Raw genomic sequence first — 18,174 nt, 5'->3', positions numbered from 1 at the left:
CAAAAAAAGCCATCCGGTTTGGATGGCTTTTTTTGTTTTAAAAGTTAGCTTTTCAGGAATAAAATCAGAAAAGGCTGCCGGATTTGGACAGCCTTTTCCATTTAGGTAGATAAAATATTTAATATTTTATAATCTTCACAGGTTCACTTTTAAATTCTGACCCTCTGATCACTACAATATAAATTCCTCTCATTTCACGCCCGATATCGAAGTGATGCGTGTTTTTTCCTTCGGAAAGTTTAATATTTTCAGTTAACACCAGTCTTCCAAAGAGATTATAAACTTCTACGGAAGCTTTTTCTTTTTTTGCTGCAACAATTTCCAGGTTTACAGCCCCTTTTGTTGGATTTGGATTTGCTTTTACTTCCTGTATAATGACCGGAGCTTCATTACAACTCCCAAGAGAGCCCCCTTTTCTCAAAAATGCCGGAACTGCAGCTTTGGCAATACATAAGGATTTTCCATTAAAACAAACCTGCACTTTTTCATTCATACGACTATTTCCGCAGGAAACATCTTCTACATTTACAGTCACACTACCGGTAGCTGTGCATCCGTTTTCACCGGTCACTTCTAAAGTATAAGTCGTGGTTTCTTCCGGCGCGACTTCAATAGCAAGGCTGGTTTCACCTGTACTCCAGGAATAAGTATAACTTCCTGAACCTCCAATTATAGTCTCCGGCTTTAATTGAACTTGTCCTTCATCATATCCCTTATAATAGGTTTGGTCTTCAGGCATTTCAACAACAATAGCCTCATACTCTTCAATGGTGAATTCTGCTGAAGCCATACTCCCCAAAGCATCTTCTACTTCTACAGTATAAGTGCCGGCACTTAAACCTGTGATTGTTTGAGTAGTGGCACCATTGTTCCAGCTATACGTGTAAGGGGCAATACCACCTTCCACATTTGCGGTGAGCGAACCATTTTCAGCTCCGTTACAAATATTTCCCTGCCCTTCCACAGAAACGGAAAGCGGCTTTAACTGAAGCCTCACCGAAACCGGAAAATGGTCTGAAGCGGTGTAGGTATAATCACTGCTGTAAAATTCATAATGAACGCGTGCAGAGCCCTGAATATAGTTTTCATCCAGCTCATCGCTTACCGTAATATGGTCTATCACATCATTATTAAAGGCGTAAGACCGGTAGCCCTGTTCACTTAAAACAGCGGTAAGTACCGTATAATCTTCAGAATCATTAACATATTCAACATATGTGGAAACTGTTGTATTTACATCGGCCACAGTTTCATCCACATCATCATTATAATCCCCAAGGATCATTACATTCTTATCAGCATAATGAGCATCCAGGGAATCTTTTAATACCTCCACATCATATTTTCTCATTTCATACCGGTTAAGGGCACCATCACTACTATTGGCCCTGGCATGAAGCGCGATAAAGTTGATAATACTGGTTGCACCATTTATGGTAACATCGGCATTCATTAGAAATGGCAATCTCCCACTGGCATAAAAACGATCGGTTTCTGCAGGGTAATCTACAAGTAAATCGGCATCGCTCCCGTCATAAAACGGATGAAGCGAAGTAAACATGGCCCTTGTGGAATTTACAGAAACAGTTTCGGTTTTGTAAACAAAACCAACTTTTTGACCTCCGGGACTATCAGGATAAGAAGTAGCATCAGAAAGAATAAAATCGTAGCCCGGCATTTCCGAAACCATTTCAGCAAAAAGGGCTTCATCTGAAATTTCTTCAACCGCGATCACATCGGCGTCAAGGCCCAGCAGGATTTCCTTTACGGCTTCCTTTTGAACTTCATCTGAATTTTCACTGCCCGCAGCAGGAGAATTTGCTTCATCCCCAAACCACTCAATATTCCAGGTAGCCGCATCAAAAGTTAAATCTCTTGAAATATCTGAGCCTGGATATGAAGGGTCAAATTCTTCGGCACAAGGCAGGTCTGCTTCATTTCTTGGAAGTAACTGATTGATATCATTATATCTTCCTACCACTCCAACAACCTCGGCGCAGATTTCAGGCTGGGTTTTTCCAACCAATTCATCCACATCCCCGTCAATACGTAATTCCCCTGTACCGCTTTCATCAGAAACCTGGTAATTGGCATTTCCGAAGAATAATTGTCCCGGTTCAGGAAAAATCATATCGGTGATCTTTACCAGTTGCCCGCGAAAATTTTCCATTTCAGCAAGAGTGATGCTTACTGGTTCTACAGGATTTTCAGTAACACCTAAATATTCAACCGACTCTACATCTGAAATTTGTATCAACTCATTATAAACTGCCCTAACGCCGGTTACTCTTAAATTATCGCCTATTTCATAAAGGCCTTCTTCAGTAACCAAATCTCCAAAAATAGCGATTCCGCCGGTTTCATCCTGGATGTAGGCAGTGTTACCCAATTGATCTGAAACCGTAAGCGTTCCTTCCACAATAACTTTAGTGCCAATACTGGTTGCCCTGGCTTCTGCAATAGCTATAGGCTCAGTAATTTCCGGCTCTGGTTCAGGCTCAGGCTCTACCGGCCCGGAACCAAAAGACTGGTTAGTATTTACTTCTCCAAACGTACTTGCTATAGCTTCCTGCCAGGTAAAATCTTCATAATTTGTACCTGTTCCTTCCAATTGCAAAGAATAACCTGCCGGGGTAGAACTTGTTTCTTCTACTCCAATATCTGTACTTTCCATTCCTGCTGCAGGCCCTTCTAAAGGTGTAAATGTACCTTCATAGCTTAAAAACTGAATTACATTTCCTTCAGAATCTACTAAAGCAAGCCCGTCCGGACTTCCGTTTTGAATACCTTCAATAAAAAAAGCAAGCGTACCAAAGCCATTATCGAGATTTGGAATAACACCGCTTAAAGGCTGGCTTCCATAATCTTTTAACTGACTACTGGAGCCATTATAAAGCACTATACTATAACCAGTAAGATCTGTTCCCGCGGTTCCTGCAATCTCGACGCCTTCGTTAGAATCTGTACTCACATTGTCATAATGCAGTTCGTTAATGAATAATACAGGTTCCGGAGAAATAAAAGTTTGCCCGGTATTTACCTCCCCAAAAGTGTTGGCCGCTTCCGGAGCCCAGGTAAAATCTGAATAATAGCTGCCTTCACCGGTAAGCTGAAGGGAATAACCTTCAGGAGTACTACTGCCCTCTTCCACTCCTATATCGGTACTTTCCATGCCGGCAGCAGGACCTTCTACGGGTGTAAAAGTACCCTCATAGCTAAGAAATTGGATCACATCTCCTTCCGGATTTACCAGGGCGAAACCATCGGGGCTTCCGTTTTGGATGCCCTCTATTGCAAATTCCAGGGTGCCGTAACCGTTTTGCTGATTAGCAAAAGTTCCGGTAAGGTTTACTGTTCCATAAGGTTTAAGCTGACTGGAAGAACCATTATAAAGTAGTAAGGTATAACCCCCAAGATCTGTTCCTGCCGTACCTGCAAGCTCCACCCCTTCACCGGAATCTGAACTTACATTATCATAATGTATTTCATTTATAAAAACGATACCTTCTGCCGGAGATGGTTCCGGTTCTGGCTCTGGTTCAGGATCTGGATCTGTAACTTCTCCCCCAAAGTCCTGGTTTGCGTTAATACCCCCAAAAGTATTCTCCAGGGGTTCCTGCCAGGTAAAAGACGTGTACTCCTTCCCTTCTCCACCTAATTGCAGGGAGAAACCAACCGGAGTAGAACTGGTTTCTTCTACCCTTATATCTTCACTTTCCAAGCCTGAAGCCGGGCCGTTAAGAGCGGTAATGGTACCTTCATAGCTTAAAAACTGGATCACATTACCATCATTATCTACTAAAGCAAGCCCGTCTGGACTTCCGTTTTGAATGCTTCCGCCAGAAAATTCCAATGTGCCAAAACTTCCCTGCAAATCGGGAATAGTTCCTCCTAAAGCAATCTCTCCATAGGTTTCTGAATCGCTCCCGTTGTAAAGAACGATGCTCCACCCGGTGAGATCTGTCCCGGCGGGACCGGCCACTTCTACCGCTTCCCCGGTATCACCGCCATCATTATCATAATGAATTTCATTTATAAAAACGGACTGTGCCGCGGCAAAATTCATAAAAAAGCTGAAGCATAAGAAAATGCCCCAAAATTGTAATTTTTGTTTCATAACATGATTTTTATTGCCTGCAAGAAACAACAATAATCTATTTTCCTCTTTACCTTTTTATTAACAGCATGTTAACAGAGGGTAACGTAATTCCTTTTCTAAAGAGATTGTAACTTTTCACCCAAAATCCTGACTTACATAAAAAATCAATTTAAATGATGAAAAAAATTTTCTATGCCGTCGCGTTTTCTCTTGCGTTATATGGCTGTAAAACCACACAAAACACAATTACAGAAGAACCACCTGTTGTCGCAAATCTGGACCTGGTACATGTTAACAATGACCGCGTAATGGTAAGCGTAGATCCTCCTGAAATAACTACGGAAGAAACCGTTTTTTACATTCCCAAAACCGTACCCGGCACCTACTCCACCTCCAATTATGGAAAATATGCTGAAGATTTCGAGGCCCTTGATGAAAAAGGCAATGAAATGGAAGTAATTAAAATTGATGAAAACAGCTGGAGAATCCCGAATGCCAAAAAGCTGGAAAAAGTCACCTATCTTATTAATGATACTTTTGATATACAGGGAGAAGGCGGAATTTATTCCATGGCCGGAACCAATATTCTCGAAGATAAAAATTTTCTTCTGAATTTACATGGCTTTGTAGGTTATTTTGAAAATATGGAAGAGGATAAATACCGTCTCGAAATTTTAAGGCCTTCAGACCTTATTGCAGGAAGTGCTTTAAATGTAGACGAAACTTTAGATGCCGAGGTCTCCAATGCCAAAACAGATGTCTATAACCTCAACAGGTACTTTGAGGTGACCGATAATCCCATAATGTATGCCGCGCCAGATACTACCAGCTTTATGGCAGGTAATATGAAGGTATTAATCGATGTATATTCTCCTAATAATAAACATTCGGCGCAAAGCCTTAAACCCGCAATGGAGAAAATGATCAGGGCACAGAAAGATTTCCTTGGCGATATAAATAATACCGATAAATATGCCATTATTGTATATCTCTCTGCCACCCCTGGACAAAATGATGCCGGAAATTTTGGAGCGCTGGAACATCATACTTCAACTGTAGTGGTGATGCCTGAAACTATGGAGCAGCAGGCGCTTAACAAAAGTATGACCGATATCGTTTCCCATGAATTTTTCCATATTATCACTCCGCTAGGAGTGCACTCCAATGAGATACACTATTTTGATTACAACAATCCCAAGATGTCTGAACACTTGTGGATGTATGAAGGCGTGACCGAGTATTTTGCCAATCTTTTCCAGGTAAACCAGGGGCTTATAGATAATCAGGATTTCTATGACAGGATGAATGAAAAGATCAATACCGCCAAAAGGTTTGATGATACCATGTCTTTTACCGTAATGAGCGAAAACATCCTGGAAGATCCTTACCAGGACAGTTATTATAACGTGTACCAGAAAGGCGCGTTAATAGGAATGGCTTTGGATATAAGGCTTCGGGAATTAAGCGAAGGCCGCATGGGCGTGCTGGATTTAATGAAAAAGCTCACTGAACGGTATGGTAAGAATAAGCCTTTTGAAGACGAGGAATTAATTCCGGTAATTGTAGAACTTACCTATCCTGAAATTCAGGAGTTTTTTGATACCTACGTTAGCGGCACCACTCCCATCCCTTACGAACAGTTTTTTGAAAAAGTAGGGCTGGCACTAAGGGAAGATCAGGTGCCGGTAGATTACCTGCTAAAAGATCAATCTACTCCATACATCACCGTAAATGCTTCCGGAAATATCCTGGTAAGAAATGATATTGAACTGAACACCTTTTTTACTGATTTAGGGCTACAGGGTGGTGATGTAATAAGGGAAATTAACGGAGTGGCTTATACCCGTGAAAATATTTATGATCTCATTATGGCTTCGCAGGACTGGGCTGAAGGGGATCAGATCAAGGTTAAAGTAACCAGAAACGGGGAAGACGTTGTTCTTGAAGGCCCTGTTGTAGCCGCTAAGGCGCCTGGAATGCGCCTTACTGAAATTCCTAATGCCAGCAGCGAACAGATTGAACTGCGCCATGCCTGGTTAAAATCTTAGAATAACGGATTAAAATTTTCTAAAAAGCGGTAGTAGTCACTATCGCTTTTTTATTTTATTTATCAATGTATTTCTCCTAAATTGAAGATTTTTACTAACTCACTTTAGACCTTACGCCGCCCGATGGAAATTCCTATTTTACAGGATATTGTTGTAATTCTGGGATTATCGATCCTGATAATCCTTGCTTTCCAAAAGATAAAAGTTCCTTCTATCCTGGGATTTCTATTAGCGGGAATTATCGCCGGCCCCCATGCTTTTAATTTAATAAGTTCAAGCCACGAGGTAGAACTGCTATCAGAAATTGGCATTATTTTCCTGCTTTTTGTTATTGGAATTGAGCTTTCTTTAAAAGGGCTCGCCTCCATTAAAAGAACCGTGATCTTAGGAGGTGGTTTGCAGGTGGCAGGAACCATTTTGTTTACCACCCTGGTGGCGATGTTTTTTGGCCTTCCTCTAAATTCTTCCATCTTCCTGGGATTCCTGTTTTCTCTGAGTAGTACCGCAATCGTGCTTAAATTACTACAGGAAAAAGGAGAAATTACCGCGCCACACGGCAGGATTGCTGTGGCCATCCTAATTTTCCAGGATATTGTAGTGGTGCCAATGATGCTTTTTACGCCTTTACTGGCAGGAAAAACAAGTAATATCTTAGAAACCGTGGGAATTCTCACCGGAAAGGTAATTTTAGTGGGGATTGTAATTTTCCTTCTGGCAAAATACGTAGTGCCAAGGGTTTTTAAATGGGTGGTAAAAACAAAAAACCAGGAGTTGTTTATTTTAACGGTGGTGGTTTTTTGTTTTGCCATTGCCTGGCTAACCTCTTCGGTGGGATTGTCCCTTGCCCTGGGAGCCTTTTTCGCGGGGCTTATTATTTCTGAAAGTGACTACAGCCACCAGGCTACGGCCAATGTTTTGCCCTTCAGGGAAATTTTTATCAGCTTTTTCTTTATATCGGTAGGAACGCTTTTAGACCTGAATTTCTTTTTCCAGAACATTTTATACATTTTGTTGCTGGTGCTGGGCGTGGTTTTGCTGAAGATGATCGTGGTGGGAATTACCACATTTATTTTGAAATACAAGCCGCGCACAATTTTTATGACCGTTTTCAGCTTGTTCCAGGTGGGGGAATTTTCTTTATTGCTTTCAGGAGTAGGACGGGATAACGGAATAATTCCGCAGGGCATTTACCAGTATTTTCTGGCAATTTCTATAATTACAATGGGATTGACTCCTTTTTTAATTTCCTATTCCACAAAATTAACCTACGCTTTATTACAGGCGCCCATTTCTTCCGCAGTAAGAAAAAGATTGAACGCCATGCGAAAAACGGCAGAAAAAGATGAAGTTCCACAGGAGAACCTGCAGGACCATCTTGTGATTATAGGTTATGGCATAAATGGCGGCAATATTGCCAAGGCGGCAAAAAACGCAAATATCCCTTACCTTATTGTAGATATGGAACCGGAATCTTTTGACAAGGCCAAAGCAAAAGGAGAGCCGGTAGTTTTTGGTGATGCCACTAATCCCACCATTTTAAAACATATTCATATCCAGGAAGCACGGGTGGTGGTAATTGCCATTTCAGATCCCAATGCCACCAAGAAAATTGTAAGCAGTATAAGACTTTTCACTCAAACCGCGTTTATTATTGTAAGAACGCGCTACGTAAAAGAAATTGAAGAAAATATACGGCTGGGCGCAGATGAAGTTATTCCGGAAGAGTTTGAAACTTCCATCGAAATCTTTACCAGGGTGCTTAAAAAATATCTTGTGCCTTTTGATGAAATCCAGGAGTTTACAGACAGTATTCGCTCTTCAGATTATGCCATGCTTACTGCCATAAAAGGCAAACCACACAATCCCAATTTACAGCACCTCAATATTCCCAACAAAGAGATTGCCACGCTAAGTGTAAAGCAAAACAATAAAAATATTGTGGGGAAAAGTATTGAGGAGTCGGGAATGGGCAAAAATTACCGGGTCACAGTACTGGCTATAAAAAGACAAAACAAATATCTTACCGAGATTTCACCATCTACTATAATTATGCAGGATGACCTGCTTTACCTGTTTGGCAACCCGGGGAATATCAACCACATCAACAAAATGCTGTCTTATTAATCTAAACAATTGTTAAAATTTAAGGGGCTTGTCCCTCCGGTAATGGGGCTAATTTGTATATTGTTTTAAATACACCAGCCCTTAATTAAATTTACAACAATGTCTGTTCTACCTAGCGCTATGCTGCGTTACCAAAAATTCTTCAGTTTCATGCTAAAGTACTGGCACAGCGACCTCTTCCGCAGTACAGCATCACAAATGACGGAAAACAGGAGCGAAAAGCAGGAAAACCATTTTGATCAAAGCCCGGAAGAGCTTGTGGAAGACCTTAAAAAAATGGGGCCAACTTATATCAAACTCGGCCAGCTGCTTTCCACAAGGCCAGACCTGTTGCCCGATGCCTATCTTCAGCAATTAGCCAGCCTACAGGATAACGTACCGCCTATCCCCTATGAAGAAGTACACCGGATAGTTGAAGAAGAGCTGGGAACCCGCATTTCCAAAGCATTTAATACTTTTGAAGAAAAACCTTTAGCCAGTGCTTCCATAGGGCAGGTACATCATGCTACTTTACGCTCCGGCCAACCGGTAGCAGTTAAAGTCCAGCGGCCGGGCATTCGCCTGAAATTCCTGGAAGACCTTGATACATTAAAAGAACTGGCGCATCTTGCCGTAAAACATACCGAAACTGCCAAGAAATATTCTTTTGAACAGGTACTGGAAGAATTGAGGCACATCTTGCTGCAGGAACTGGATTATACCCGGGAAGCGAAGAACCTGGAGACCCTGGGTGAAAACCTTCGGAAATATGAACATCTTATCGTGCCACAGCCGGTTAATGACTATTGCTCCGGCAAAATTTTGACTATGGAATTTATCCAGGGAAAGAAAATTACCAAACTTTCCCCTCTCAAACAACTGGAGGTAGATTATAGCCCCTTAGCAGATGAACTGGTCCAGGCTTACCTGCAGCAAATCATCAATGACGGGTTTGTACATGCAGATCCGCACCCCGGGAACGTGCAGTTTACCAGTGATGATAAAATTGCGCTTATAGATCTTGGAATGGTTGCCAAATTTACGCCCCAGCTACAGGAATATATCCTGCAGTTGCTTATTTCCATAAGCACCAGCAATGGTACTGAAACTGCAAAAATCCTGCTTAGGATGAGCAAATATAACGATCTGGCCAACGTGGAGCTTTTTAAAAAAACCATTAGTGATCTTATAATGGATAGCGAGCACAGTACCGCCAAGGATATGCAGACGGGACGCCTGCTCATTCAGCTGAACAGGCTGGCGGCCGAATGTAGCATTCACCTTCCTGTGGAAATTAATATTCTGGGGAAAATTTTGCTGAATATGGACCAGCTGGTCGCCATTCTTGATCCAGATTTTGACCTGAAAAAAGCCATACAAAAGCATGTGCAAAAGATTATGCGCAAAAAAGCTTATGAAGAGCTGAAGCCCGAAAACTTCTTTTCCATGTTGCTGGAATCTAAAAAGCTTGCTGAAAATATGCCGGAACGCCTGAATAAGATCTCTGAAAACCTGGCAAACAATGAGCTGAAAATACAAATAGACGCTATTGATGAAAAACGGGTAACAGACGGCTTCCAGAAAGTAGCTAACCGCATTACATTGGGGCTCATTATTGCCGCCACCATTATTGGTGCAGCCATGCTGATGCAGGTACCATCCAGTTTTACCATTTTTGGATATCCCGGCCTTGCCATTCTTCTGTTTTTACTGGCTGCTGCAGGTGGCATCATTTTAAGTTATATCATCATCTTTAAAGATGAAAATTTAAACAACAGGAAATAGCTAGAATCAGGAAAACGCAAGATCAAATCCTGCCTTGGCCTTGTGGTTTTGTTCCATTAGAAGTATTTTTCGGCTCAAATTTAAAAATCGAACTAATGAAGTACTTCGCCAAGCTTTTTATTCTGCTATTTTCAATTACAACTTTCGCTCAGGCGATAAAAATTCCCCTGGACACCACAGTGGTTACCCAACATTCGGTTAAAATTAAAGGCCAGAATATTAACTATTCCGCCACTACGGGAATGCAGCCGGTTTGGAATGAAGACGGAGAGCCAATTGCCAGCCTTTATTACACTTACTATAAAAGAAGCGATATCAAAAATACTGAAAACCGACCTCTAGTTATTTCTTTTAATGGAGGCCCCGGCTCTGCTTCGGCCTGGATGCATATTGCCTACACCGGGCCAAGATTGTTGAAAATTGATGACGAAGGATTTCCCATACAGCCTTACGGAATTAAAGAAAACCCATATTCTATTCTGGACGTGGCAGACATTGTATACGTAAATCCCGTTAACACCGGGTTTTCGCGGCCTATTCCAGATGCTGAGGGCAAAGTGGACCGTGAGAAATTCTTTGGCGTTAATGCTGATATTGCCTACCTGGCAGAATGGATAAATACTTTTGTTACCCGAAACAGCCGCTGGCTATCTCCAAAATACCTTATTGGAGAAAGTTACGGAACCACCAGGGTTTCCGGGCTGGCACTGGAACTGCAGAGCAGCCAGTGGATGTATCTTAACGGGGTGATACTGGTATCTCCCACAGAACTGGGTATAGAACGTGAAGGCCCTGTAGAAATAGCCAATCGTCTCCCTTATTTTGCCGCTGCAGCCTGGTATCATAAAGCTTTGCCTGCCGAACTTCAGCAAAAAGAGCTGGAAGAATTATTGCCTGAAGTGGAAAAATATGCTGTTAATGAAGTTTTACCGGTACTGGTAAAAGGAGGATTTGCAGAAGAATCCAGGCGGGAGGAAATCGCTGAAAAAATGGCCTATTATTCGGGAATTTCAGAAGAGGTTATCCTTCAGAATAATCTTGAAGTGCCCATACGGTACTTCTGGAAGGAGCTGCTCCGCAATAAATCTGGTTACACTATTGGAAGGCTGGATTCGAGATATTTAGGTTTGGATGAAAAAGAGGCTGGCGATTCTCCTGATTATAATGCCGAGCTTACCTCCTGGTTACATTCTTTCACTCCGGCCATTAATCATTATTTACGGGAAGAGCTCAATTTTAAAACAGATTTAAAGTATTTCATGTTTGGACCGGTACATCCCTGGGACAAGTACCAATGTTATTGAAGGTTATAATATACAAATGAAAGGGAATTTTAATACTGAAGGTAATCGCATGAATTTAATTTATGATCAATGGAATTCTAACACTGAAGCCTCGCAATTTATAAGCCTTGATGACCTGAGCTTAATGCAGGAAGAGGTAGAATGGAGCTTTGATTTTTCAGTTGATGGCGAAGAATTGCTTTTTGATTTTGATCCTTGCGGGCCTTTAGAATTTTGTGTAGGTGAATTAATCTTAAATCGTGTTACTGAATCTTCATAGCATAAGCCAGATTCCCGGCCCAAAAAAGATGCACCTCTAAAAATGCTGAATTTTGATCTTAAAACCTCACAGGTTTGGAACACCTGTGAGGTTAAAATCATCACTTCAGAAGATAATTCTTAAGCTCATCATAATCACTTATTTGATGGGCTTTTTTCCTTTTATTCAGGATACCTTCAATAGCAGCTGGAATTTCAACTTTTTTATCTATTACCTCTTCCACAGTCTCCAGGAATTTAACCGGATGAGCGGTTTCAAGAAAGGTCCCGTGGTAATTTTTATGATCTTTCAGAAACATCTTTAAGCCTAAATATCCTACCGCCCCATGAGGGTCCATAACATAGCCGGTTTTTTCATACACTTCATTAATGGCCATTTTCGTGGCAAGATCATCAAAACTATAAGAAGAAAGGTACTTTTTAAGGTTTCCGAATTTATTTTCGAACAGTTCCAAAACCCTTACAAAATTGCTCGGGTTCCCGACATCCATCGCATTGGATATGGTTTGGACGCTATCCTTTGGCTCATATTTTCCATGTTCAAGGTATCGCGTTACCACATTGTTGGCATTATTTGAAGCCACAAAATGGGCTATTGGCAATCCCATTTCCCGAGCCAGCATCCCGGCGCAAATATTCCCGAAATTCCCGCTGGGCACTGAAAAGACCAGTTTTCTTTTCTGCTCTTTTAGCTGCTTATATGCCAAGAAATAATAAAACATCTGCGGAAGCCATCTGGCCACGTTAATCGAATTTGCAGAAGTCAGCTGCCTTTTCTGCTGAATTTCATCATCCAGAAAGGCTTTTTTAACCATATCCTGGCACTGGTCAAAAGCGCCATCTACTTCCAGCGCGGTAACGTTCTGCCCTAAGGTCGTCAATTGTTTTTCCTGGATTTCGCTCACTTTTCCTTTGGGATAGAGAATCACCACATCTATCCCGTCAACTCCAAGAAATCCGTTAGCTACCGCGCCGCCGGTATCGCCAGAAGTTGCCACAAGAACCGTGAGTTTATCAATTTTGCCTTTTTCCACAAAGTATCCAAGACTGCCCGCCATAAACCTGGCCCCCACATCTTTAAAGGCAAGTGTGGGACCATGGAAAAGTTCCAGGCTGCCAATGTTCTCCTCTACCGGCACTACCGGAAAATCAAAATCCAGGGTTTCGGATATAATTTCTTTAAGCCTGTTTTCCGGAATTTCCTCTCCCACATAATCTTTTATGGCTTCAAACCCGATTTCTGTTTTATCCAGAACCTGGATTTCCTCGAAAAAGCGCGGTGGCAACTTATTTATTTTCTGCGGAAAATAGAGGCCTTTATCAGGCGCCAGCCCTCTTACCACGGCATTTTCAAAATTCGTCTGGTGTTCCCTGTTATTTAAACTGAAGTAATTCATGATAATATTTTTATTCCGTGGGGATTGATTTCAGAAAGATGCAACTCAAAATCTATGGCCTTGGATTTATAAAATTCCTTAATTGAAGATTTTACTTTTTCAGCAACTTCATCTCCCCTGCACATGGCATAAACCGAAGGCCCGGAACCTGAAATCCCAAATCCCAGCGCGCCGTTTTCAGCAGCTATTTTCTTCAGCTCATCAAAATAAGGAATGAGAATGGAACGTACCGGTTCTACAATTTCATCCTGAAGGCTTCGGCCAAAAAGCTCATAATCCCTGGTATAAAGGGCGCTTATTAAGGCTCCTAAATTTCCCCACTGCTTAATTGCCTTTTCTAAGCTAACGCTTTGCCTGAGGATAGAGCGGGAATCTCTGGTTTTAATTTCAATTAGAGGATGAAGCACCACCACACGCAGCTCTTCCGGGGTGGGCAGGCTTATCACTTCCAGGGGTTCGTAGCTTTTTACAAGGCTAAAACCTCCTAAAAGCGCCGGCGCAACATTATCTGCATGCGCATTGCCACTGGCCAGCTTTTCACCTTCCATGGCAAAAGGAATTAATTGGGACGCGGTAAAGGGGTCTCCCATAAGTTTATTTACAGCAAAAACCGCCCCGGCAGCACTGGCGGCACTACTGCCAATCCCGCTGCCCGCCTTTATTTTTTTTTCAATTTCAATATCAAAGCCTTGTGAGCTTTTTAACGTGGAAAGAATTGATTTAGCAGCCACTCCGGCCACATTTTTACCGGTTTCCATGGGTAAATTCTGTCCGATAATTTTTGTAATTCTTATTTCCTGAACATCATTTTCCCGAATAGTCATTATATCCCCCACATTATCCAGGCAACATCCCAATACATCAAAGCCACAGGACAAATTTGCCACAGTTGCAGGGGAAAAAATTTTTATCTGGCCCATAAAGTTATTTTTTTCCTATTCTTATTACATCGGCAAAGATTCCAGATGCAGTAACCTCTGCCCCGGCACCGGCTCCTTTAACAATTAATGGTTGCTCACTATACCTGTCTGTAAAAAACAGCACGATATTGTCACTCCCGCTAAGATTGTAAAATGGATGGTCGGCTCTTACCTGCTGCAGTCCTACTTTAGCTTTTCCATTTTCCAGTTGGGCCACATACTTTAACTGGGCATTATTTTCTTCTGCATTTTTGAATATTTCCTGAAATTTAGGTTCGTCCTGCTTCAACAGTTTAAAAAAGGCTTCGTTACTTTCAGAATTCAGGCTTTCTTCAGAAAGAAAATCTTCGCGTTCTATATCTTCAAGTTCCATTTTGAGTCCGCTTTCCCGGGCAAGGATCAGTATTTTCCTGGCTACATCTACCCCGCTCAGGTCAATTTTAGGATCAGGTTCTGTATAACCTTCTTCCATGGCCATTTCCACAGTTTTATAAAAAGGATCTTTCGCCTTATAGGTGTTGAACACAAAGTTGAGACTGCCCGAAAGCACTGCCTGTATCTTTTGAATCTGGTCTCCTGAAGCCATCAGATTTTTGAGGGTGTCGATAATGGGTAATCCCGCGCCCACGTTGGTTTCGTATAAAAAAGAGGCGCCATATTCCCTGGCCAGGTTTTGCAGTTGCTGATAATTCACAAAATCATCGGCACAGGCAATTTTATTGCAGGTTACCACAGAAATGGAATTGCCAAGATATTCTTTGTACCATCCGGCAATCTCGGCACTAGCAGTATTGTCCACAAAAATGCTGTTACGCAAATTCAGGGTATTTATTTTATCAAAAAATTCCTGCTTGTTGGCTTTTTCTCCATTTTCCAGCAGTTCCTGCCATTTTTCCAAATCTATACCTTCTTCATCAAAATACATTTTTCGAGAATTGGAAAGTCCCAGTACCCGCACCTTCAGCCGGAGTTTTTCCAACAGGTAATTTTCCTGTTTTTTAAGCTGGGCGAGTAATTTACTTCCCACATTTCCCACACCTGTAACAAAAAGGTTGAGCTCTTTTGAAGGCACCTCAAAAAATTGCTCATGCAAGGTGTTTAATGCTTTTTTGACATCTTTTTTAGCAATAACGGCTGAAATATTCCTTTCTGAAGAACCCTGAGCGATCGCACGAATATTAATATTATTGTTCCCTAAAGCACTGAACATTTTACCGCTAAGGCCGTGGTGGCTTTTCATGCTGTCCCCTACAAGGGCAACAATGGCCACGTTCTCTTCAATTTGGACTGGTTTGATCTTTTTATGTTCAATTTCAGCTTCAAAAGCGGCATCAAGCGCTTCTTTGGCAGCTTCAGCTTCGTCATCTTTTACCGCTATACAAATACTATGTTCTGAAGAAGCCTGGGTGATTAATACCACGTTTATATTTTCCTGGAACAAAACTTCAAAAAAGCGCTTGGAAAAACCGGGAATACCAACCATTCCAGAGCCTTCTATATTCAGCAATTTGATAGAATCTATATGAGTGATGCCCGTTACCCACCGAAAATTTTCTTTGCTGGACCTGGAAATAACAGTCCCCTCTTCTTTAGGTTTGAAAGTATTTTTTATGTGGATCTTAATTTGCTTATCCAGCAGTGGCTGCAAAGTAGGCGGGTATAAAACCTTGGCACCAAAATGCGAAAGCTCCATGGCTTCTTCGTAGGAGATATTTTTTAGCGGGTATGCCTGCGGAACCAGACTTGGATTGGCCGTGTACATCCCGTTTACATCGGTATAGATTAAAACCTCATCTGCTTCCAGGGCACCGGCAAAAATAGCAGCCGTAAAATCTGATCCGCCGCGGCCTAAAGTGCTTGGAACCCCCTGACTTGTCTTTGCCACAAAACCAGGCACCACATAAAGCTCATTACTTGCCTCTTTAAAGAAAGCCTTAATATTAGCGTAAGTCTCTTCATAATTCACCTGCACCTTTTCGTTCACATTCCTGCAAACAATAATCTCTCTCGAATCTACAAACCCCACATTTATATTGAGACTTTTAAAGTATTCTGTTATAATAAGAGAAGAAAGAATTTCTCCAAATCCAGAAACCACATGCCGGGTTTTATTGGAAAGTTCATTTAGCAGATAAACGCCTTCATAAAGTGTTTCCAGGCGGTTAAACTCGGTTTTTACCCTGCTCAAAATAGCGCTTTGAGCTTGTACGGGAATTAATTCCTTTACCGCATCCAGATGTCTTTTTTCGTTTTTTGAAAGGATTTCTTTATAAGAATCGTCTTCTACAGAAGCCAGTTCAGCCATTAACAAAAGATCATTTGTTACGCCTCCAAAAGCAGAGAAAACGGCAATTGTTGAATCTTTTTTTAAATGTTCCTGAACAGTCTCAGCTACTAATTTAATACGCTCGGGAGATGCTAAAGAAGAACCTCCAAATTTTAAGATATTCATATTTTTTGAATATGTATTTATTTTGAAAAATGAATTTTAATTTACCAGGTACAGGTACGGACGGAAGTTTATATACAATTACCCCAAAGGGGTAATGCCAGTAATAATAATCATAGTAAAAATACCGTGTGCAGAGATTGCGGTGAAAATAGAAAGAATACTATGTGCTTTTATGGTTCGCATTATTTTGGCTAAACTGCTGATAAAAGTATATAATTTTAGATGTAAAAAAAACAAAATTAAATAATTTGATTCATTATTATGATTTTCTCATTATGAGCAAAAAAAAATACCTGATCTGCAACGAGATCAGGTATTCTGTAATTTATTCGGAATAAGATATTAAAGGCCACTAATATAGCTTCCGTAGAGATCTTTAAATTGTACGCCCTGTGAAAACCTGTGTTTGCTAAGCTTTTTGTACTCCACAAGCCCCCAAAGCAAAAATTCTTTATAGAAGTAACTATCTTCTTTGCTAATTTCCGGCTGATACTTTTTCATTAAATCATTAAGTGGCCTGATAGAATCAAGTTTTTCCTTGTATTCCTCATCGGGAAGATCATCTGGCAGTTCAAAACCGCTCTGTTCAAAAAACCATTCTACTAAATCATCGTAAGGACTCTTATCTTCTGCTTTTTGAAGCTTTTCGATCTTCGGAAAATAATTTGGAAAGAGGGTTTTCACCGCATCTCCTATAAGTTCCATCGCTACAGCGGCAGCTCCTTCCTGTTCTCCCTCATAAACCAGTTCTACTTTACCGGTAATAGATGGAATTACTCCAAGGAAATCGCCAAACCTAAGTAGTGTTTTATCATCTTCAGCTTTCAGGCTGCGTCTTTCCGCCGCGCTTAGCAAATTTTCATAAGCAGTAATACTCATACGCGCACTTATCCCACTTTTCTCGTCTATAAATTCGCTGTCACGAGCTTCAAAGCTTATTTGTTCCAGCAAGTCTTTTGCAAGTTCCGGAACGTACACCAGCTCTGCCTGCCGGCTATCCAGTTTTGCTTCCTGCTGGGTGATGGTTTTCGCAATTTCAATAGTTTCAGGATAATGAGTGAGAATCTGGGAACCAATCCTGTCTTTTAACGGCGTCACAATGCTTCCCCTGTTGGTATAATCTTCAGGATTCGCCGTAAAAACAAATTGAAGGTCCAGTGGAAGCCTTAACTTAAATCCCCTAATCTGGATATCCCCTTCCTGCAGAATATTAAACAAGGCCACCTGGATGCGTGCCTGCAAATCTGGCAGCTCATTAATTACAAAAATACTTCGGTTAGCCCTTGGGATCATTCCGAAGTGGATTACCCGGTCATCAGCATAACTAAGCTTTAAATTTGCCGCTTTTATGGGGTCTACGTCCCCTATAAGATCGGCTACCGTAACGTCTGGGGTGGCCAGTTTTTCATAAAATCGTTCTTCCCTATGTATCCATGAAACAGGAGTATCTGCTCCTTTTTCTTTAATGAGCTCTTTGGAATAGCGCGACACGGGGTTTAACGGATCGTCATTAATTTCAGAACCTTCCACCACCGGAATGTACTCATCCAGCAGGTTTACCATTAATCTGGCAAGACGGGTTTTAGCCTGGCCGCGCAAGCCCAATAGATTGATATTGTGCTTTGAGAGGATTGCGCGCTCCAGTTCAGGAATTACGGTATTGGTATAGCCATGGATTCCTTCAAAAGCAGATTCATCATTTTTAATTTTTGAAATAAGATTCTGCCTGAGTTCTTCTTTTATGCTTTTACTCTTGTATCCGGCATCTTTTAATGCGCCGAGTGTTTTTATATTTTCAATATTCATGC

Annotated in this window: 9 protein-coding genes and 1 pseudogene; 5 read left to right on the top strand and 5 right to left on the bottom strand. The window is 41.4% G+C overall.

All coding sequences use genetic code 11. From position 1 onward, the window contains the following. Positions 1-118: 118 nt before the first annotated feature. On the bottom strand, positions 119-4,117 hold the full coding sequence (locus AB8M93_RS03175) for a T9SS type A sorting domain-containing protein (protein ID WP_373056182.1): 3,999 nt from the start codon (positions 4,115-4,117) through the stop codon (positions 119-121). 158 nt (positions 4,118-4,275) lie between these two features. Here AB8M93_RS03175 and AB8M93_RS03170 point away from each other — a divergent pair, with 158 nt between their 5' ends. From AB8M93_RS03170 to AB8M93_RS03150, 5 genes and pseudogenes are all read left to right on the top strand, one after another. Next, entirely contained in the window at positions 4,276-6,147 is a 1,872-nt protein-coding gene (locus AB8M93_RS03170; RefSeq protein WP_489671751.1) for a M61 family metallopeptidase, read from the top strand. 123 nt (positions 6,148-6,270) lie between these two features. Beyond that, a complete protein-coding gene (locus AB8M93_RS03165) occupies positions 6,271-8,271 on the top strand; it encodes a monovalent cation:proton antiporter family protein (RefSeq protein ID WP_373056180.1) in 2,001 nt (666 codons plus the stop codon). Between the two features lie 99 nt (positions 8,272-8,370). Next, positions 8,371-10,035 carry an ABC1 kinase family protein gene (locus tag AB8M93_RS03160; protein WP_373056179.1) on the top strand — a complete coding sequence of 555 codons (1,665 nt, stop codon included), beginning with the start codon at positions 8,371-8,373 and terminating at the stop codon, positions 10,033-10,035. Positions 10,036-10,130: 95 nt separating this feature from the next. Then, positions 10,131-11,324, top strand: a pseudogene (locus tag AB8M93_RS03155) (S10 family peptidase); the annotation flags it as partial. A gap of 31 nt (positions 11,325-11,355) precedes the next feature. Further along, complete coding sequence (locus AB8M93_RS03150) at positions 11,356-11,598, top strand: hypothetical protein (RefSeq protein WP_373056178.1); 243 nt, start codon at positions 11,356-11,358, stop codon at positions 11,596-11,598. 100 nt (positions 11,599-11,698) lie between these two features. On the opposite strand, the gene thrC is transcribed toward AB8M93_RS03150, so the two are convergent. The 4 genes from thrC to AB8M93_RS03130 all read right to left on the bottom strand — a co-directional run bounded on the left by thrC (position 11,699) and on the right by AB8M93_RS03130 (position 18,172). Then, a complete protein-coding gene (thrC, locus tag AB8M93_RS03145) occupies positions 11,699-12,994 on the bottom strand; it encodes a threonine synthase (protein WP_373056177.1) in 1,296 nt (431 codons plus the stop codon). Then, positions 12,991-13,914, bottom strand: a complete 924-nt coding sequence (locus AB8M93_RS03140) for a homoserine kinase (RefSeq protein ID WP_373056176.1) — start codon at positions 13,912-13,914, stop codon at positions 12,991-12,993. Before AB8M93_RS03140 ends, thrC begins: the two co-directional genes overlap by 4 nt. Before the next feature lie 4 nt (positions 13,915-13,918). After that, a complete protein-coding gene (thrA, locus tag AB8M93_RS03135) occupies positions 13,919-16,366 on the bottom strand; it encodes a bifunctional aspartate kinase/homoserine dehydrogenase I (RefSeq protein ID WP_373056175.1) in 2,448 nt (815 codons plus the stop codon). Positions 16,367-16,708: 342 nt separating this feature from the next. Further along, positions 16,709-18,172 (bottom strand): magnesium chelatase, encoded by a 1,464-nt coding sequence (locus tag AB8M93_RS03130; RefSeq protein ID WP_373056174.1) that lies wholly within the window; start codon positions 18,170-18,172, stop codon positions 16,709-16,711. Between the last annotated feature and the right edge of the window lie 2 nt (positions 18,173-18,174).

It is taken from the genome of Autumnicola aciditolerans, assembly GCF_041679265.1.
Classification (GTDB): Bacteria; Bacteroidota; Bacteroidia; order Flavobacteriales; family Flavobacteriaceae; genus Autumnicola.
This window is presented reverse-complemented; position numbering and strand designations above follow the sequence as displayed.